Here is an 18896-nt window from a genome sequence, read left to right as displayed (position 1 = left end):
TTACCCCTGTGCAACCAGAACCAGCGCAGCAATAATAAATATCAGCGCGATGATGCGTCTGGTGTCAATTTTTCGGTGTGGCGTGCCCAGCAGGCCATAGTGGTCGATGATCAGGCTTTTAAACACCTGGCCTGCCAGGATGCCAATCATGGTCATGGCGATCCCGATCGCAGGCGTCGCCACGGTGAGAATAACCACGTAGATTGGCCCGAGGACGCCGCCCAGCAGCTGCCATGCAGGCTGTGCGAAAAACGATGGGCTGTTGCGGGGGCTGAAAAACAGCATCAGCAGAAACGTTAGGGCGGCACCGACGCCGAAAATGCTGAACGTTGCCCACAGATCGCCCACTTCACCTCCCAATGGCCCCAGTAAGCCCGCCTCGACGGACAGGCCCATCCCGCCGGCAATAACCAGTAAAATCAATAGATGTCGCATAGTGACTCTTCTCTTGTATTCAGGCCGGGAAGCGTACCCCTGAACATCCGTGAGAAAAATGCCATAATGCACTAAACACTTGTGCAGGAAATGCATCAATGCCAGACACCGCCAACATCAGCATCCGCTGGCTGCTTATCTTTAAAGAGGTCTATGAATCCCTGAACTTTTCAGTGGTGGCGCGCCGGGAGGGGATGGCCGCGTCGCAGGTTTCGCGGGTTATCCATCAGCTTGAGGACGCGCTCGGCCAACAGCTTTTCTACCGCAACACGCGGGCGATCATTCCCACCGAAAACGGCCATCTCTTTATCCGCTATGCCCGCCTGATGCTCGGCAATCTTGACGACGCGCGGCGGGAGCTGGATGAGCGCAAGCAGGAGCCGTCCGGTTTGCTGCGCATCAACGCCCCGGTATTTTTCGGCCAGCGGCATATCGCCCCCGGGCTGGCGGGCCTGGCGGAGCGCTATCCCCGGCTCAGCATTGAGCTGACGCTGACGGATGACTATATCGATCCCCATCGGGATGCCGCCGACCTGATCTTTCGCATCGGCATGCTGACCGACTCCTCTTTTCACGCCCGGGTGTTCGGGCCGCAGTTTTATCACCTCGCCGCCGCGCCTGCGTACCTGCGCAAATACGGTGCGCCTGAGGTGCCGGATGACATTACCCGTCACAAATGCCTTGTCTATCGCGGTTCGTCCGGTCCAAACCGCTGGCTGCTGCGCGAGCCCGGCGGGGAGTGGGTTCACTATCCCGTGTCGCCGCTGTTGTCATCGAATAACGCGGAAACCCTGCTGACCTCGGCGCTGGGCGGGATGGGGATGGTGCTGTTCCCGGACTGGCTTATCGGCGACCGGTTCAGGAGCGGGGAGCTGGTGAAACTGTTGCCGGGCCACGAGGCCGCTATCAATACCGAGCCGCAGAACATCTCGGCGATCTACCCCAATGCGCGGCACCCGCCGTTAAATGTGCGGGCGGTGATTGATTACTACGTGGAATTTTTCGGCACGCCGCTGTACTGGCAATCTGCGGTGAAGAAGTAAAGGCGCGCGGGCGCTTCTAATGAATTCCTATTATTGCTCTAAATCACCCTGCTAATAAGACTGTAACTACGCTAATTATCTTTCAGGGTGATTCACATGTTTGTGTCATGGTGGTTAATCGTTCCGGTCCTTGCAGGCGTCGCCATCCTCTTCCTGATGGTTTCCCGACTCACCAATGAGGTTGATAAGCTTGAAACGGCGCTGGAAGAGAGCCGGGGACAGCTGAAGTCCGCCGGTCAGCACGCCGAGGAGTGCAAGCTGGCGAACCTGCGCATGACGGAAAATTTGATACAGGTGAAAGGGTATACGCAAAACCTGGCGGGCAGCAGCGCCTCTGAACAGGAAAGGCTGCTGTATGAGATGAACTGCGCGCTTAATCTGGCGACGAATCATATTGTTCATCACCCTGATTTTATCGAACCATCCTTTAAGGCAGGGGCATCCCGAGCGCAGAAGCCTGGCGAAACCTTGCCGTTGATGTTTCGGTGATATCCCAGGCGGGATGCTCTCTCCCGGGGGTAAATATTGGCACGGTCGGCTCCCTCTCCTCTTTGGGGAGAGGGCTGGGGTGAGGGGAGCATGCTGCACTGGAGGTTATTCCGTGCCGGATGCGGCAACGCCCGGCGGCGCTTCAGCGGTGTGGCCTGATGCCCTCCCGTGGGTAAATATTGGCACGGTCGGCTCCCTCTCCTCTTTGGGGAGAGGGCTGGGGTGAGGGGAACATGCTGCACTGGAGGTTATTCCGTGCCGGATGCGGCAACGCCCGGCGGCGCTGCGCTTGCCGGGCCTACAAGGTCAAAGTCAGGGTTTTGTAGGCCGGGTAAGGCGTAGCCGCCACCCGGCGATACCGCGGTCGCCACGGCGCGGCCTGATGCCCTCACCCCGGCCCTCTCCCACGGGGAGAGGGAGCAAACACCAAAAACGGCAACCTGTGTTGCCGTTTTGCATTTACCTCCACATTGTACAAATGGTTACTTGCGCTTCGTTTACTGCTTATTTATGGTCGTGATACGTTATACGGTAACAATAAGCCACGGTGACGCACACCTTTTGCGTCTGAAAGTAAAACCTCATGCACTCCTCTGCTCGATATTCATTAGCGTCCTCGCAGGCCAGGCTTGCCGCCCGGGTAGTTTTTGGGCTCGGCACAATCGTTTTCCTCATGCTGCTCGCCGCGCTGATGGTGCAATTCTTTGCCCCATCTTCGCGCTGGCCTTCGCTGTTGAGCAGCAACGCCGCCGCGCTGACGCTGTTAGCCGTCGCGTGGTATCACACCCAGCGAATTTGCCAGTGGCGCGCGAATATCGTCGATCCGCCGAACCCTGAGAACGCGCCGGAAGACACACCCCCGCCGTCATGGCTTTATCAGCGCCTCGGTGTCCTGCTAACCAGCGACGGACCTGTACTCGTCATGATGGCCGCCATTGTGATGTTTATCGTGCTGGCAGGGTGGGGCAGCCATTACGTCGCGCTGGATGACGGCAGGCTGCGCTGGATTGCGGTGGGGGTGATTGCCGCAGCGATATTCATCACCCTGGTCGCCGAACGTCATCTGGCTGCCACATCCCGCGAGGCCTGGCCGGAAGCACAGGCTATCGCGCCGGTGCTGCGCCTGGTGATGGCGGTGCAGTGCCTCTCGTTACCGGCGTTCGTTTTCCCGACGCTCAACACGGCGCTGCTGATTAATCTGCCCGCGGTTCTGGTGCTGCTGGTGGCGCTGGAGTTTTTGCTGCGCGGCATGTTCTCGCTGTTTATGCCTCCCAGAGCAGAAGGGGCTGAACCCCTTTATCTGGCTAAAAGCCAGCTTGCCGCACAGCTTGTCTGGCCCCCGCGCCCGCTGCTGTTTTTACAGCACGAGATCCATCAGCGTTTCGGCATCGACCTGCGCCAGTTCTGGGCGCTCAGGGTGCTGAAGCGGGCGTTTATTCCGGTGATGACGATAATGGCGATCTGCGGCTGGCTGCTGACCGGCTTCCAGCAGGTTGCCACGACCCAACGCGGGATCTACGAACGCTTTGGTAAGCCGGTGGCCGTGTTACCCGCCGGGCTGCATTACGGGCTGCCGTGGCCTTTTGGCCGGGTGATGCTGACCGAGAACGGTCAGGTGCATGAGCTGGCCGCCGGAGAAGAGCCGGATACCGCCGCCGAGCCGCTGACCAGCGCCGAAGGTAACGCCCCGCAAAGTGCGGACCGGCTCTGGGATGCTATCCACAGCTTTGATAAAGCCCAGATCATCGCCAGCCAGAGTGATGACCAGCAAAGCCTGCAGATCATCAACAGCGACGTGCGGTTTATGTGGCGCATCGGCTTAAGCGATGACGCCGCGCTGGCCGCCACCTATCGCAGCAACGATCTGCCCGCGCTTATCCGCAGCACCGCCAGCCAGGTGCTGGTGCATCAGTTTTCCTCCATGACGCTGGAACAGCTCCTTGGCGAGCAGCGCAACCTGCTGGCCAGCCAGATTAACCGGGCGGTGCAGCAAAAACTCAACGCCCTGCACAGCGGTGTGGAGCTGCTCTCCACCGTGGTCGAAGCCATTCACCCGCCGGCCGGGGCCGCCGATGCGTTTCACGGCGTGCAGGCGGCACAAATTTCCGCTCAGGCGCTGGTGTCACGCGAGCGCGGACATGCCGCAGACCTGGCGGCCAGCGCGCAAATCGAGGCGACCACCCGCCAGAATCAGGCGCAGATGAACGCCGCCGATGCCGTCAGCACGGCGCAGGCCACGGCGGTGCGCTTTGCGGCGCAAAAGCAGGCCGCCGCGCAATCCGGCCAGGTTTTTATCGACGAATTATGGTTTAGCCAGCTGCGCCAGACGCTCGGCCACAGCCCGCTGCTGATTATCGACAGCCGCATTGGTGCGGGCACGCCACCGACCATCGACCTGCGCGACTTTCCCACATTGAACGATGCAGCCCGCCGCGATGCGCCTGCAAAACCGACCCAGGAGCCTTCCCGTTGAGCCATTCACATCATCACGGTTGCAGCCACGGCTGTAGCCACAGCCATCACGCTGATACGCCTGCAACGGGCGGCTGGAAGCGCCTTGCCGGAGCCGGTTTGCTGGTGCTGCTGCTTATTGCGGCGGCCAGTCTGGTCCAGGTCCGCTCGGGGGAGTCGTTGATTATCACCCGCTTTGGCAACCCGGTGCGCGTGCTGCTCAACCCGGGCCTGGCGTGGCGTCTGCCCGCGCCGTTTGAAATGGCCACAGCCGTGGATTTACGCATGCGCACCACTTCGAGCGGCCTGCAGGATGTCGGCACGCGCGACGGGCTGCGCATTATCGTCCAGTCTTACGCTATCTGGCAGGTCGATAACACGCCGGAACATGTGCAGCGCTTCCTGCGGGCAGTACAGAATCAGCCCGACGAGGCGGCCCGGCAGATCCGGGCTTATTTAGGATCGGCGCTGGAGACCACCGCCAGCGGTTTTTCCCTGTCGCAGCTGGTGAATACCGACGGTAAGCAGGTGCAGCTCGGCCAGTTTGAATCCCATCTGCAGGACCAGATCGGCCAGCCGCTGCTGGAAAGCTACGGTATTCGCCTGGTGCAGGTGGGCACCGAACGCCTGACGCTCCCGGCGGTTACGCTGAGCGCCACCGTCGACCGGATGCGCGCCGAGCGTGAAACCATCGCCACCGAGCGCACCGCCGAAGGCAAACGTGCCGCGGCAGAGATCCGCTCGGCGGCAGAGCGCGATGCGCGCATTCTGCAGGCCCAGGCCCAGGTTCAGGCCGCCGGGATTGAAGCGCAGTCTCAGGCGCAGGCGGCGGACATTTACGGCAAGGCTTACGCCAGCTCGCCAGAGCTTTACAGCCTGTTACGCCAGCTCGATGCCCTGAGCGGAGTGGTGAACTCCAGTACCCGGCTGGTGTTGCGCACCGATGCCGCGCCGTTCCATCTGTTAGTGGATGGCCCGAAGCTGGATAAAACCCATGAGTGAGATGCCAACGCCTGCCGGGCCCTGGACGCAATCCATCCGGCTCGCCTTTTATGCCCTGCTCGGGTTGACCCTTCTGGCTGCCGCAAGCTGGCTGTTTTCGAATATCCGCCAGGTGCCCGCTGACAGCCGCGCCGTGGTGCTGCATTTTGGCGCTCTGCAGCGTGTCGCCGAACCCGGCTTACTGCTGAGCTGGCCGAAGCCGGTTGATGAGGTGGTGATGGTTCCGGCACCGGATCGCGTGATCGAGCATCGCGTTAGCGCCCTGTTGCGCTCCCCCGAGGCGCTGCATGCGGATATGCGCGATGACAACAACAGCGATGCGTTAGCCGGTTCGGGCTATTTGCTGACCGGAGATGCGGGGGTGGTGCAGCTGGATATCAGCGTGTTTTACCGCGTCAACGACCCTGAGCAGTATGTGTTGCAGGGGGAACATGTGATCCCCGCCCTCGACCGGCTGGTGGAGCGCGCGGCGGTGGCGGTCTGCGCCGGGCGCGATCTCGATACCATCCTGGTGGCACGCCCGGAAATGGTCAGCAACGAGACCAACCTCGCCGGGCAGCGTGAACGTCTGCGTAGCGACGTGCAGCGTAATATCGAGCAAAATCTGCAGCGCCTCGCCCAGGCGGGCAGTTCGCCCGGCATTACCCTGGAGCGCGTCACCGTGCAGTCAACGCTGCCTGCCACCACGGTCGCCGCGTTTAATGCGGTACTCACCGCCAGCCAGAAGGCGTCTCAGGCGATAGCCACCGCCAGTACCGATGCGTCCGTCATCCGGCAAAAAGCCACGCAGCAGGCCGACCAGACGCGCCAGGCCGCCCAGGCGCAGGCGCGAGAAAAGGTCGCCAAAGCCGAGGCCGACACCGCGATGATCACCCGATTAGCCAACGCGCCGCACGACCCGGACCTGCTGGCGCGCGTGTACCGTGAACGCATGGCGGCGATCCTCGCCCAGGCCGCCTCCGTCATTACCGTTTCACCGCAGGATGATGCAAACCTGATCCTGCAGGCGGCCGGGCAAAAGGAACCCTCTTCAAAATGAGCATTGATTCTCTCACGCCGGGAAGTGCGTTAAGCCATCAGGAACAGCGCAACATCGCCCGTCAGCTGGTTCTGGCCCTGTTTGCCAGCGGCACCTTAATTCTCGGCCTGCTGTGGCGCGGGCTGGCGCCGGAACAGGTTGCCGTCGCGGATGTGCTGCTGGGGGTCGCCTCGTTGATGGTCGGCATTCCGCTGCTGCGCCACGCCTTTTACAGCCTGCGTCATCCCAGCCTGCACGGCATCACCGATCAACTGGTGGCGCTGGCCCTGTTGGGCTCGTGGGCGACCGGGGATCTGCTTACCGCCGCGGTGCTGCCGCTGATCATGACCGTCGGGCATATTCTTGAAGAGCGCAGCGTGATGGGTTCGCAGGAGGCGATTGAGGCGCTCAGCAAACTCACCCGCAGCCGCGCCCGGCGCGTTGATGCCGACGGCAATTTGCAGGATATCGACAATCAGGAGCTGGTGGCGGGGGATGTTGTTGAGGTGCGGGCGGGGGACCGCTTGCCCGCCGACGGCCGCGTGCTGGACGGGCAGGCGAGCCTCGATACCGCGCCGATCACCGGGGAATCCGTGCCGCTGGAGGTGAAACCGGGTATGGAGGTCTACGGCGGGGCGATCAGCCTCGACGGGCGGTTACGTATCGAAGTGACGCGCACCGGTGAAACCTCCACCCTCGGGCGCGTTATCGCCCTGATGCAGAGCGCGGAGCAGGCCAGCCCGCCGATCGCCCGCCTGCTGGAGCGCCACGCGGCGCGCTACCTGCTGCTGGTGTTGCTGATCGCCGCCAGCACCTGGTTTTTGACCCAGGATAACCAGGCGATGCTCGCCGTGCTGGTTGCTGCCTGCCCCTGCGCGCTGGTGCTCTCGGCGCCTGCGACCTCTGTCGCCGGTCTGACCGTCGCCGCGCGCCACGGTATTTTGATTCGCGGCGCGGCGTTCCTCGAAGAGCTCGCCGAACTCAACGCGGTGATTATCGACAAAACCGGCACGCTCACCCACGGCAAACTGCAGCTTCATGCCCTGCGCCCGCAGGCGGGTGAGTCGCCGGAAGTGCTGGCGGCGCTGGCGGCCAGTCTCGGTGCCACCAGCAGCCACCCGGTCAGCCGGGCGCTGGTCAGCATCGCGCCACAAAGCGCCTGGCCGCCGCTTGAAAACGTGCGCGAGCATCAGGGGCTGGGCGTCTCCGCCACGACAGCGGCGGGGGAGGCCTGTCTCGGCAGGCCTGAATTATTAACCACCCGGGCCGTGGATATCCCGCCACAACCGATCCACGACGGGCCGATAGTGGGCCTGACGCTGGCGGGGCGTTTTCTGGGCTGGATTTTGCTTGCCGACAGCCTGCGCGACGAGGCGCCCGACGCGATGGCGCAGCTGCGCGACCTGGGGCTTCAGCAGCAGCTGTTGCTCACCGGCGATCGCGAGACGGTGGCGCAGCGCATCGCCAGCAGCGTTGGCATTGAGCAGGTGATTGCCGGGGCGTTGCCCGCTGACAAGCTGCATCAGGTGAGAGTGCAGATCGACAACGGCTTTCGCCCGATGGTGGTCGGGGATGGCATCAACGATTCGCTGGCGATAAAAGCGGGCGTGGTCGGCGTAGCGATGGGGGCGGGCGGGTCGGATATCGCCATGGCATCGGCGGATATCGTGCTGATTGGCGGCGACCTGCGCCGTCTCGGGACCTGCGTGCGCTTAAGCCGCCGCTGTCGCCGCACCCTGCAAATCAACGTGATGATAGGCCTCGGCTGGACGCTGGTTATCGTCGCCGCCGCCGCTTTTGGCTGGTTAGGCGCTTCCGGCGCGGTGATCGCCGCGATTTTGCATAATATGAGTACCCTGCTGGTGCTGGGGAATGCGGGGCGTTTGTTACGGTTTGAGGAAAGGATCTAGCTTGGGTGCGGTCTGTTTGCCGGGCGGCGCTTCGCTTGCCCGGCCTACAAGGGCGTGCATTTTCGTAGGCCGGGTAAGGCGCAGCCGCCACCCGGCGAATGAAGCTGCCGGTTAAATAATCTGTTCATCATTTTGTTATTTAAATTGGTTATGAAGGCGCTTATTTTTATATTTGCGCAATTAATCTATTGTTGTAAATTTATTGAGTGAATGCCTTTATCTCGACAATATCTGATTCTGCTTATCTAAATCATATTTTAATAACAGGCTTGGGTTTATTATTTAAAATAAACTTACCATTTATTAAAGGATGCTCGACTATGGCAGGGAAACCGAAGCAGTTCAGCAGTAGGCCATCTAAATCGATATTTATTATATATAACTCATAACAAAAACATTATTCCTGATGTTCATTCATTTACAGGAACAGAGGAATTAAGCGAGCCTTCGCTGGACAGAGACTATTATTACAAAATGGAGCTGATGGAATGACGGAGACGAAGACCAGACCCTACGCACCGCGTGTGATTTCTGAGGGCGATATTCCGGTACATAAAAGTCTGGGAGAAGTTGCGCAGACGCGAAGTGTCGGGGTGCCGCGCCCGATGCCGGGTATCGTGATTCTGGTTCACGGGGTGAACGACGTGGGTGAAGCCTACCAGAATCAGGAGAAGGGAATTCTTAAAGGACTGGGGAAACGGCTTAACCGGCAGGATTTTTATCCCCATGAATGGAAAGACTACCGAATCGCCGACCCCGGTCGCTCGCCCATCATCCCGTTTTACTGGGGATATAAACCGGTGACATTTGACGACTACCGGGCAGACCAGAAGCGCTACCGGGAAGAGGTCGGAAAGCTGAGTGATAACGCCCGTCTGCCCTATGATGCGTATCAGGAACATAACCCGGAGAATAAAAAGGCGCTGGGTAATGATGGTATAGGACCCTTTAAGTACCAGAACGATAACTTCAAAAATGTGCTCGATATGCACTTTGCCAAAAATGGCGGGACCTTCGCTAATGCCACCACCACTATCCCGGATATGTTAGGGCCGGGTGCGGGTGGGTTCGGTGTGGCCGCAGCGGGATTTGCTTCTCTGCACTTGAATGGAGGGGACTTTACGCATCCTGTTTATGAAAACCCGCACCGCATTTATCAGTTTTTTGCCGCTCAACGACTGGCGGATTTGATTATTCAGATTCGTCAGCCGCTGGTGACGCGCAACGACGTAATCAATATCGTTGCGCACAGTCAGGGCACGATTATTACTATGCTTGCAAATATGCTGGTTAAACAAGCCGGATATGATCCGGTAAATTGTGTCATTCTTAACCACTCCCCATACTCTCTGGAATCACGCGTGGCTGAAAATATTCAGCCTGGATACCAACAGACCAACGCCGCAAGACAGAACACCTTCAAAAACTTCTGCAACCTGATGTATACGCAATGGAAAGGGGGGGGGAATATATCGGAGAGTGAAATACTGGCGCTTGAAGCCTCCTGTACCCTGCGTAAACCTTCCGATAACCCGCTGCGAACCGATGACCGATATTGCCGGAGCAATGACGGCAAGGTGTACAACTACTTTTGCCCGAACGACGGCGTCGTGTCGCTGGAGAATGTGCAGGGGTTCGGCTGGCGGGGCATCCCTCAGAAAATAGCCCGTGATATTCCTAATCTGTATCAGCGCGTCTTTTACCAGCACGGTGAGGTGGGAAAAGCCCCGGACGCAAATCCTTTTAAGTTACCGCCACAAAAGGAGGGGGATGCAGAATATGCATTCCTGACGAACAGCAGTTATAACTTTCGTGATGTGGTGATTAATGGCGAGGAATTACCGGAGCCGTTTATGTTTAAACTCCAGGGGCAGGATAACCGTCCTGATAACGATCCAAAAACCAGTGACAAACCTTATACCTATTATATCGATCCGGACAGTCCGGACGCTTACATCTCCTATTCCGCCAAAGCCAGCGCTATTAAGCGCACGGACTGTGCAATGTATATGCTCAACAGCTATCAGCGTATTAGCTGGAAGCCGGGGCATGTCTTAACGCCTGATGAACTTGAGATTGAAAGTATTGCCCGTAAACATACAGTCATTGAAGGCAAGGTTACGGGTTCAAAAGAGTATCCGGTACTGTCTGTTACCTGGTTAAAAACCCGTGAAGAGCTGGAAAAAGAGTGGCAGAAAACCGACCCGGTAGGGTACAGCCAGCACTCTTCCATAGTGATGAGCGAGTTTGCGCCGTCTCAGGCGATGGCCTTTGACCTTGCGATTGGGCAGTGCAAATCGTTTGATTTTAAGGCAGGGAAGTTCTGGGAGGAGTTGTTACATCTGGCGGACTGGCGAGATCCATTAAATAAAAATAGTGAAGTTAAAGAGTACTTTCGGACAGGTAGGTTACCAATAGGTACCACTAAAAACTATATGAATAGACCTGATGAAGTGCTGCCTCAAGGTAATTACGGCGTAAAGAATGATTATGCCGGTATCCGACCTAATGTTCGTAACCCAAAGTATGTCGATATGGGCGTTTTCAAAACAGAAGACTTTCAGGAAAGGAAGTTATTGCAATGGGAATTGCCAAAACCTAAAAGTGACAGCCAGTTGGCTTAAGGATTGAGCATGAAAGGACTATGTATAGTTTTCGCAGTGGCCACTATTTTACTGACTGCGAATAGTTTCGCGAAAGAACCACCTACGCAGGTGGTTTATCGGTTTGATGATCATCGTTACCTTGAGCTGAAAGGCTGGGATTGCGAAGGTGAACTCTGGTATACAGACACCCGAAAAAAGATTCGTTCACAAATTTTCTCGCAATTTTATCGTCTATTTACCCGAAAATTTATCCATCCTTCAGAACGTTATATTGCAATAACTGGTTGGGGCGCAGATGGCTTTCGCGTATCGAAGGATTATGGAAAAACTTGGGCAGGTGTGCGCTTTGCGCCAGGTCATAATGAACCGAATGGGGATGATTATGCGCCCTATGAAGATGTTCTCTCTTTTACCGTTGTCAACGATCAGGGCTTTTTGCAGACCAAACATCGGCTCTATATGTCGTCAAAGCCGTTTGATGATCCACGCGTTGTCTCCGGTGGTCCAGGTATCACATACACCCTTGAAGATGGAACCGTCCAGTCAATAAGCCCAGACTTTCCCGGTTGGAAATGGGGAATGGTGTACTTCACAAAGGGATGGCTTGAAGGAAAAGTGGTAAGCCATGAACAAAACTATCAGGGCCTACCCGACAAAGTACCTGAAGTTAAAGGCTACACAGGCTGGGATCGGATGCGCTGTGACATGGATGCGGGGCGATAAATGATGAAAGGATTATGTATTGTTTTCGCAGTAGCCACTATTTTACTGACTGCGAATAGCTTCGCGAAAGAGCCGCCGACGCAGGTAGTTTATCGGTTTGATGATCATCGTTACCTGGAGCTAAAGGGCTGGGGTTGTGAAGGGGAACTCTGGTATACCGATACAAAGCGGGGCATTCATTCACAGCCTTACTTTCAGTTTTATCGAATATTCACCAGCAAATTTATTCATCCTTCAGAACGTTATATTTCTATCCCAAACTGGGAAGTGGATGGTTTCCTTGTTTCGAAAGATTATGGCGAAACCTGGAGGGCGGTTGGCTTTGCTCCAGGGCATAATGAACCAAATGGTGATGATTACGCTCCCGCCGAAGACGTATTATCATTTACCGTTGTCAACGATCAGGGATTTTTGCAGACCAAACATCGGCTCTATATGTCGTCAAAGCCGTTTGATGATCCACGCGTTGTCTCCGGTGGTCCAGGTATCACATACACCCTTGAAGATGGAACCGTCCAGTCAATAAGCCCAGACTTTCCCGGTTGGAAATGGGGAATGGTGTACTTCACAAAGGGATGGCTTGAAGGAAAAGTGGTAAGCCATGAACAAAACTATCAGGGCCTACCCGACAAAGTACCTGAAGTTAAAGGCTACACAGGCTGGGATCGGATGCGCTGTGACATGGATGCGGGGCGATAAGTGATGAAAGGACTATGTATAGTTTTCGCAGTGGCCACTATTTTACTGACTGCGAATAGTTTGGCGAAAGAGCCACCTACGCAGGTGGTTTATCGGTTTGATGATCATCGTTACCTGGAGCTTAAGGGGTGGGGTTGTGAAGGGGAACTCTGGTATACCGATACAAAGCGGGGCATTCATTCACAGCCTTACTTTCAGTTTTATCGAATATTCACCCGTAAATTTATCCATCCTTCAGAACGTTATATTTCTATCCCAAACTGGGAGGTAGATGGCTTCCTTGTTTCGAAAGATTATGGTCAAACCTGGAGGGCGGTTGGCTTTGCTCCCGGACATAATGAACCGAACGGGGATAACAGAGCGCCTGCCGAAGATGCCGTGTCCTTTACCGTTGTCAACGATCAGGGCTTTTTGCAGACCAAACACCGGCTCTATATGTCGTCAAAGCCGTTTGAAGATCCGCGTATTCTGCCTGGCGGCCCAGGCATTGAATATACTGTAGACGATGGTATGGGAGGCACTGTACATGGGAAACTGAAACTTGGCTCTTCTGGCCTTGCCTGGGGGCTGGATTATATTACTAAACAAGCTCTAAAAGATGATACGGCCCAGTTTAAAGTAAACTATCAGGGCCTACCCGACAAAGTCCCTGAAGTGAAAAACTATACCGGCTGGGATCGTATGCGTTGTGACATGGATGCGGGGCGATAAGAGATGAAAGGATTATGTGCTGTTCTCGCAGTGATGACTATTCTACTGACTGCGAAGGGTATCGCGAAAGAGCCGCCGACTCAGGTGGTTTATCGGTTCGATAACCATCGCTATCTGGAACTCAAAGGCTGGGATTGTCAGGGAGAGCTCTGGTATACCGATACAAAGCGTGGCATTCATTCACAGCCTTACTTTCAGTTTTATCGAATATTCACCCGCAAATTTATTCATCCTTCAGAACGTTATATTTCTATCCCAAACTGGGAGGTAGATGGATTCCTTGTTTCGAAAGATTATGGCGAAACCTGGAGGGCGGTTGGCTTTGCTCCCGGACATAATGAACCGAACGGGGATAACAGAGCGCCTGCCGAAGATGCCGTATCTTTTACCGTTGTCAACGATCAGGGCTTTTTGCAGACCAAACATCGGCTCTATATGTCGTCAAAGCCGTTTGAAGATCCGCGTATTCTGCCTGGTGGACCTGGGATTAAATATACCGTCGATGACGGTATGGGAAATAATGTACACGGGAAACTGGAACCCCAATCTCCTGGCTGGTCCTGGGGGATGATCTACATGACTAAGCAAGGGCTTGAAGGCAGTTCGCAACAACTTAAAACGAACTGGCAGGATTTACCCGATACAGTCCCCGAAGTGAAAAACTATACCGGCTGGGATCGTATGCGCTGTGACATGGATGTGGGGCGATAAGAGATGAAAGGAATCTTTATCGTCGTCGCGATGGATATCGCCGAAGTAATCCCTCGTTACATGAACAGTAAAGGTCACTTCATTACCGTGGCGCTGTTGGCAAATTTAGAGACGGCACAGTCCACTGCAGGGATCTACAACCCAGGCTAGTGGCCTAAGGCCGGGTAAGGCGTAGCCGCCACCCGGCGGTCGCCACGGTGCTGCCTGATGCCCTCACCCCGACCCTCTCCCACCGGGAGAGGGAGCAAACACTTAAAACGGCAACAAGGTTGCCGTTTTGCCTTTACCTCCGCTATCGCTCCCTTAACGCCTCTTTCGCACGGTTAAACGGCTTGATCATATAATCCATCACCGATTTCTCGCCGGTCTTGATATCCACCGTGGCGATCATCCCTGGCACAATCGAGAAGTGCCTGCCCGCCTTGTTCACCAGATAATCCTGGCTGGTGCGGATAAACACCCGGTAGTAGAACACTTCCGGTTTGGCTTCATCCTGAATGGTGTCCGGGGAGATGGTCTCCACCACGCCGTCCAGCCCGCCGTAGATGGCGTAGTCGTAGGCGGTGATCTTCACCAGCGCCTTCTGGCCGGGGTGGATAAAGGCGATGTCGCGCGGCGACAGGCGGGTTTCGATCAGCAGGTGGTCGTCCACCGGCACTATCTCCATCACCTCGCCGTTCGGCGGGATCACGCCGCCGATGGTGGTCACCTTGATGTTCTTCACGATGCCGCGCACCGGGGAGGTCATCGTCAGGCGGGTCACCGAGTCTTCACGGCCCTTCAGCACCGCCGAGAGCATGTCCACTTCGGCGTTCGATTTGGACAGCGCCTCCCGGGCCTGAACGTAATACTGCGAGCGCAGGTCGGTGAGCTTCAGCTCCAGGTCGCTCTTCTGGCGCTGCAGACGCAGGGCCTCGACGTGGCTGGCGGCACCCGTTTTCACTAAACGCTGGGTGATAGCCAGCTCGGCATTCACCAGCTCCAGCGCCTGGCGCAGTTCGCGACGGGAGTCTTCTAACTGCTCGCGGCGGGAGTTGTAGAGCCGGGTTTCAGCCGCGATCAGATCGGGCCATTTCTTCAGCTCCGCTGGGAAGGTCAGGGGCAGATCGTTCACCTCCGCATGCAGACGGGCGCTGGAGGCCAGCGACGCGCGGTAGCGGGCGGCGCTTTCGCCGACGTTGGATTCAGAGCGGGTCGGGTCGAGGCGCGCCAGCACCTGACCGGCCTGCACCTGGTCGCCTTCGTGCACCTTCAGCTCGGCGAGGATCCCGCCATCGAGGGACTGCAACACCTGCTCGCGGGAGCTGGGGATCACCTTGCCGGTGCCGGTGGAGACCTCATCCAGAATGCTGAACCACGCCCACACCCCGGCGGCGACAAACAGCAGCAGGCTGAATAACACAATGCTTCTTGCCCCGGTATAGCCGCTCTCGGAGCCGAGGGCGTTATCCAGGTCGTCCATCGCCGCAACGTCACGCTGATTGGTTTTCATTTTTCCACTCCCGGCCATTCGCCTGCTGTTGCTGCTGCATTCGGCTGTTGCTCAGCGCCTGCGCCTTCGGCGCGTCCATCACCAGCATTCCCTCTTTCAGCACCACCACGCGATCCACCAGCTCCAGCATTGGTACGCGATGGGTGGCGACGATCAGGGTGCGGTTGCCCAGCCACTGGCCCAGACGCTGGATAAATTCCCGTTCAGTGTGTTCATCCAGCGAGGCGGTCGGTTCGTCCAGCAGGACGACGTTGGGATCGCGCAGGAACATACGCGCCAGCAAAATCGACTGGCGCTGGCCGCCGGAGAGCCCGACGCCGTTCTCCATAATCGGGTGATCCAGCCCCTTCGCCAGCTTCTGCACAAAGCTCGCCGCGCCGCACATCTCCAGCACGGCAAAGATCTCCTCGTCGGTGGCGCGCGGCATCCCGAGGGTAATGTTCTCGCGCAGGGTGCCATAAAACAGCCGCGCGTTCTGGCTCATCAGGCCGACGTTGTGGCGCACGTCCGCCATGTCGAGATGGGGCAGGCTGAGGTTGTCGAGCCGCAGCTCGCCGCCGATCAGATCCATCCCGCCGACCATCGCCTGCAGCAGGGTTGATTTGCCCGCGCCGTTACGGCCAAGGATCGCCACGTGCTCGCCGGGTTTGATCTCCAGGCGGTTGATGCGCAGCGCCGGGGTTTGCACCTCACCGGCGTAGGCAAACTGCGCCTGATCGAAGAAGTAGTGGCCGCGCAGCACGTCCTGGCGGATCGGCGTCTCTTCGCGCTGGTTCTCGGTGGGGAGCTGCATAATGTTGTCCAGCCCCTCTTTGGCGGCCTTCACCTGCTGCCAGCGGGCCAGCACGCCGCAGAGGGTCGCCATCGGGGCGATCATCCGTGAGGCCAGCATCGAGGCGGCCACCACCGCACCGGTGGTCATTTCACCTTCGATCACCATCGGGGCACCCACCACAATCACCGCGGTGTAGACCAGGCTCTGAATGGTCATCCCCCAGCTGATTAAGCCCTGGGTCAGCTCGCGGGTCTTGAGGCCCGACTCGGCGGTGATCTGAATGTAGCTGTTCCACTGTTGCAGGAAGCGGTTCTCCGCCTGCATCAGCTTGATATCCTCCAGCCCCTGCACGCTCTCCACCAGCACGGCGTTGCGAAGGGTCGATTCATGGGCCGACTGCTTCGCCAGCGCCGCCAGCTTTTTCTGCAGCAGCAGGCCCGGAAGCACCATCAGCACCGCCGCCACCGGGGCGATCCACGCCAGGGACGGGGCGATGATCGCCAGCACAATCACGAACAGGAAGAAGAAGGGCAGGTCGACAATGGTGGAGATGGTCGAGGAGGTGACCATCTCGCGGATCTGCTCCAGCTCGCGCAGCTGGGAGATAAAGCTGCCGGTGGAGCGGGGCACCGCGCTGTTACGCAGGCGCAGGGCGTGGCCGAATACCCGGTCAGAGACGCGCATGTCGGCGCGTTTGCCCAGCAGATCCATAATGTGGGAGCGGGCAATGCGCAAAATAAAACCGAAAAGGGTGGCGATCAGCACCCCGATGGTCAGCACGTACAGGGTGGGGTAGGACTGGGCGGGGATCACCCGGTCATAGACCTGCATCGAAAACAGAATACCCGCCAGCGACAGCAGGTTGATGAATAGCGCCGCCAGCATCACGTAGGTGTACGGGCGCAGGTCGCGCATCACCAGCCGGTAGAGCCAGTCCGGGCGGTACTTTGAGATATAGGCATCCACGCGGCTGTCTTTCAGCGCCGCCAGCGGACGCAGGGCCACCACCTGGTGAATGGCCGGTAACATCTTCGCCAGCGAGATGCGGTTGGTCTGCGCCTTGCCGTCGAAGAAGCAGACATCCAGCATATCTTCGCCGTCGAAGTGCTCAATGACGCCGATCTTGCCGTCATCCAGCTCCACCACCACCGGCAGACGCCAGCTGTTGATCGACTCCTGGCCGTTGGTCAGCAGCTGAAAGGAGAGCCCTGCCTCGCGAGCCAGCCCGGTCAGCGCCGGGATTTTGCTTTTACCCTGCAGCCAGGGGGCACCGGCCACCAGCGCGCCGGGGGAGCAGGCCACCCGGTAGCGGGTGGCGACATAGCCAAACGCCTGCGCCCAGTGCTCCAGCGCCTCTTGCGTCAGTGTGTCCTCGTAAAGGATATCGTCTCGGATCATGGCTGGATCTCCACTGACTGAATGGTGTGGTTTTCAAGGCCGAAGGCATTGCGCATCCGCCCGGTGTTATACAGGCAGTTGATCTGCAGCTGGCGAAGCTGCCCGGCGGTTTGCCACTGGGTAAAGCGGGCCTGGTAGACCTCCTGCTCGGCGTTCAGCACGTCCAGCAGGGGGCGGGAGCCCAGATCCAGATACTGCTGCTGATAGAGCTCGCGGGTGCGCTGGCTGAGCGTCTCCTGGCGGGACTGGATCTGCAGGGTGCTCATCAGGCTCATCACCTGGCTTTTGGACTCCAGCAGCTTTTGCCGCACGTCCAGCCGGGTGCGCTGAATATTGGACTGCGCCGCCTCCACCGCGTGGCTGGCGGCATTACGCCGCGCGTTCAGGCCGCCGCCTTGGTAGATAGGCATCTCGACGTTCACCGAGACGTTGTACTGGGTTTTGTCCAGCGTGTCGTGGCCGGGGTAGCGGTTGTTCATGTAGTGACGCACCTGCGGCTCAAGGGAGACGGTGGGGGTCATCTGGGCGTTGGCGTAATCGAGGTTCGCCTGCGCCACGTTGGCCTGCGCCCAGGAGGCGAGCACCGCAGGCACCAGCCGGTCGTCCGGCTCTTTGATGTCGCAGCTGCGGGTGAGTTTTTCCGGGAAGGCGTTGCTGACCCCGTTCAGGTTGCTCCAGCCGAGGTTGCTCATCAGCGTCGCGCGGGCGCTGTCGAGGTTGGCCTGATACTGCATCAGCTGCGAGCGCGCCCCTTCGATACGGGCGTCGGTCTGCACCACGTCCGAGAGCGAGGTTGCCCCTTCGTCGTTACGCTGGCGGGTCAGGCTGCCAATGGCGCCCAGCGCCTCAAGCTGCTCCTGAGCGGTCTCCACCATCTGCTGCCACATCTGCACCTGCACCAGCGCGGTGGCGGTGTCCCGGGCGATGGTGTCGATGCTCAGCAGAACGTTGGCCTGCTGCTGGACCACGCCCGCGTCTTCGGCGCGCACCTGGCTGGCGACCTTGCCGAAGTCATAGAGCATCTGGGAGAGGGAGACCACCACGGAAGGAGTAAAGCCGGTATCGCTGGAGTTGTTGCTGTAGCCGTTGTCTAACCCGGCGCTGATCTGCGGGTAATATTTCGATTTGGCGACATCCACCTGCTGGATCTGTTCGTAAAGTTTGCCCACCGCTTCGCGAATGGTGGGATGCCAGTTAACGGCGCGGGTCACCGCATCGCCCAGCGTTAAGGTACCGGGTGCGGCCTGGCTGGTCGGCAGGGCGACCCGTCCGTCCAGGGCGGGTAGCTCCCGATCTTCATTTAATTGCCCAAAGCTGATGACCGCAGGCGAGTCGGCGGCCAGGACCTGCGCAGACAACAGGCAGCACCCAAGCCACCAGCAAGGTACTTTGTTCATGGCATTATCCCTAAAAAAACTGAACAACTTTATAAT

General features: G+C 58.1%; 16 protein-coding genes. 12 read left to right on the top strand and 4 right to left on the bottom strand.

Annotation, left to right across the window (positions count from 1 at the left end; genetic code table 11):
• On the bottom strand, nt 1-435 hold the full coding sequence (locus tag FHN83_RS06060; RefSeq protein WP_139563478.1) for a DMT family transporter: 435 nt from the start codon (nt 433-435) through the stop codon (nt 1-3).
• A 98-nt stretch (nt 436-533) separates the two neighbouring features.
• Here FHN83_RS06060 and FHN83_RS06055 point away from each other — a divergent pair, with 98 nt between their 5' ends.
• The 12 genes from FHN83_RS06055 to FHN83_RS28165 all read left to right on the top strand — a co-directional run bounded on the left by FHN83_RS06055 (nt 534) and on the right by FHN83_RS28165 (nt 13948).
• Nucleotides 534-1478: a LysR family transcriptional regulator gene (locus FHN83_RS06055; protein ID WP_139563477.1), complete on the top strand. Its 945-nt coding sequence runs from the start codon at nt 534-536 to the stop codon at nt 1476-1478.
• Between the two features lie 96 nt (nt 1479-1574).
• Complete coding sequence (locus FHN83_RS06050) at nt 1575-1967, top strand: hypothetical protein (protein WP_139563476.1); 393 nt, start codon at nt 1575-1577, stop codon at nt 1965-1967.
• 583 nt (nt 1968-2550) lie between these two features.
• Nucleotides 2551-4440 (top strand): protease modulator HflK, encoded by a 1890-nt coding sequence (hflK, locus tag FHN83_RS06045; protein WP_139563475.1) that lies wholly within the window; start codon nt 2551-2553, stop codon nt 4438-4440.
• Nucleotides 4437-5420, top strand: coding sequence for a protease modulator HflC (hflC, locus tag FHN83_RS06040; protein ID WP_139563474.1), 984 nt, complete (start codon nt 4437-4439; stop codon nt 5418-5420). The genes hflK and hflC overlap by 4 nt, the downstream gene beginning before the upstream one ends.
• A complete protein-coding gene (locus tag FHN83_RS06035) occupies nt 5413-6459 on the top strand; it encodes an SPFH domain-containing protein (protein WP_139563473.1) in 1047 nt (348 codons plus the stop codon). The genes hflC and FHN83_RS06035 overlap by 8 nt, the downstream gene beginning before the upstream one ends.
• Nucleotides 6456-8348, top strand: coding sequence for a heavy metal translocating P-type ATPase (locus FHN83_RS06030; protein ID WP_139563472.1), 1893 nt, complete (start codon nt 6456-6458; stop codon nt 8346-8348). Before FHN83_RS06035 ends, FHN83_RS06030 begins: the two co-directional genes overlap by 4 nt.
• Nucleotides 8349-8836: 488 nt before the next feature.
• Nucleotides 8837-10972 carry an effector protein Tle3 domain-containing protein gene (locus tag FHN83_RS06025; RefSeq protein WP_139563471.1) on the top strand — a complete coding sequence of 712 codons (2136 nt, stop codon included), beginning with the start codon at nt 8837-8839 and terminating at the stop codon, nt 10970-10972.
• Between the two features lie 9 nt (nt 10973-10981).
• Complete coding sequence (locus tag FHN83_RS06020) at nt 10982-11677, top strand: T6SS immunity protein Tli3 family protein (protein ID WP_139563470.1); 696 nt, start codon at nt 10982-10984, stop codon at nt 11675-11677.
• Nucleotides 11678-11680: 3 nt separating this feature from the next.
• Entirely contained in the window at nt 11681-12376 is a 696-nt protein-coding gene (locus tag FHN83_RS06015; protein ID WP_139565424.1) for a T6SS immunity protein Tli3 family protein, read from the top strand.
• A 3-nt stretch (nt 12377-12379) separates the two neighbouring features.
• The gene (locus tag FHN83_RS06010) at nt 12380-13087 is read left to right on the top strand and encodes a T6SS immunity protein Tli3 family protein (RefSeq protein ID WP_139563469.1); all 708 of its coding nucleotides are present in this window, start codon (nt 12380-12382) and stop codon (nt 13085-13087) included.
• A 3-nt stretch (nt 13088-13090) separates the two neighbouring features.
• Nucleotides 13091-13798 carry a T6SS immunity protein Tli3 family protein gene (locus tag FHN83_RS06005; RefSeq protein ID WP_139563468.1) on the top strand — a complete coding sequence of 236 codons (708 nt, stop codon included), beginning with the start codon at nt 13091-13093 and terminating at the stop codon, nt 13796-13798.
• A gap of 3 nt (nt 13799-13801) precedes the next feature.
• Nucleotides 13802-13948, top strand: coding sequence for a hypothetical protein (locus FHN83_RS28165; protein WP_176556475.1), 147 nt, complete (start codon nt 13802-13804; stop codon nt 13946-13948).
• Nucleotides 13949-14090: 142 nt separating this feature from the next.
• Here the strand turns inward: FHN83_RS28165 and FHN83_RS06000 are convergent, their stop codons facing one another.
• From FHN83_RS06000 to FHN83_RS05990, 3 genes are read right to left on the bottom strand one after another with little or no spacing between them, the layout of a single operon-like run.
• Nucleotides 14091-15260 carry an HlyD family efflux transporter periplasmic adaptor subunit gene (locus FHN83_RS06000; protein WP_139565423.1) on the bottom strand — a complete coding sequence of 390 codons (1170 nt, stop codon included), beginning with the start codon at nt 15258-15260 and terminating at the stop codon, nt 14091-14093.
• 10 nt (nt 15261-15270) lie between these two features.
• Nucleotides 15271-17463, bottom strand: coding sequence for a type I secretion system permease/ATPase (locus tag FHN83_RS05995; RefSeq protein WP_139563467.1), 2193 nt, complete (start codon nt 17461-17463; stop codon nt 15271-15273).
• Nucleotides 17460-18860: a TolC family outer membrane protein gene (locus FHN83_RS05990; RefSeq protein WP_039030048.1), complete on the bottom strand. Its 1401-nt coding sequence runs from the start codon at nt 18858-18860 to the stop codon at nt 17460-17462. Before FHN83_RS05990 ends, FHN83_RS05995 begins: the two co-directional genes overlap by 4 nt.
• Nucleotides 18861-18896: the final 36 nt, after the last annotated feature.

It is taken from the genome of Leclercia adecarboxylata, from assembly GCF_006171285.1.
Taxonomy (GTDB): domain Bacteria; phylum Pseudomonadota; class Gammaproteobacteria; order Enterobacterales; family Enterobacteriaceae; genus Enterobacter; species Enterobacter barmai.
The sequence above is the reverse complement of the archived record's forward strand: the minus strand, read 5'-3'. Positions and strand labels throughout refer to the sequence as shown.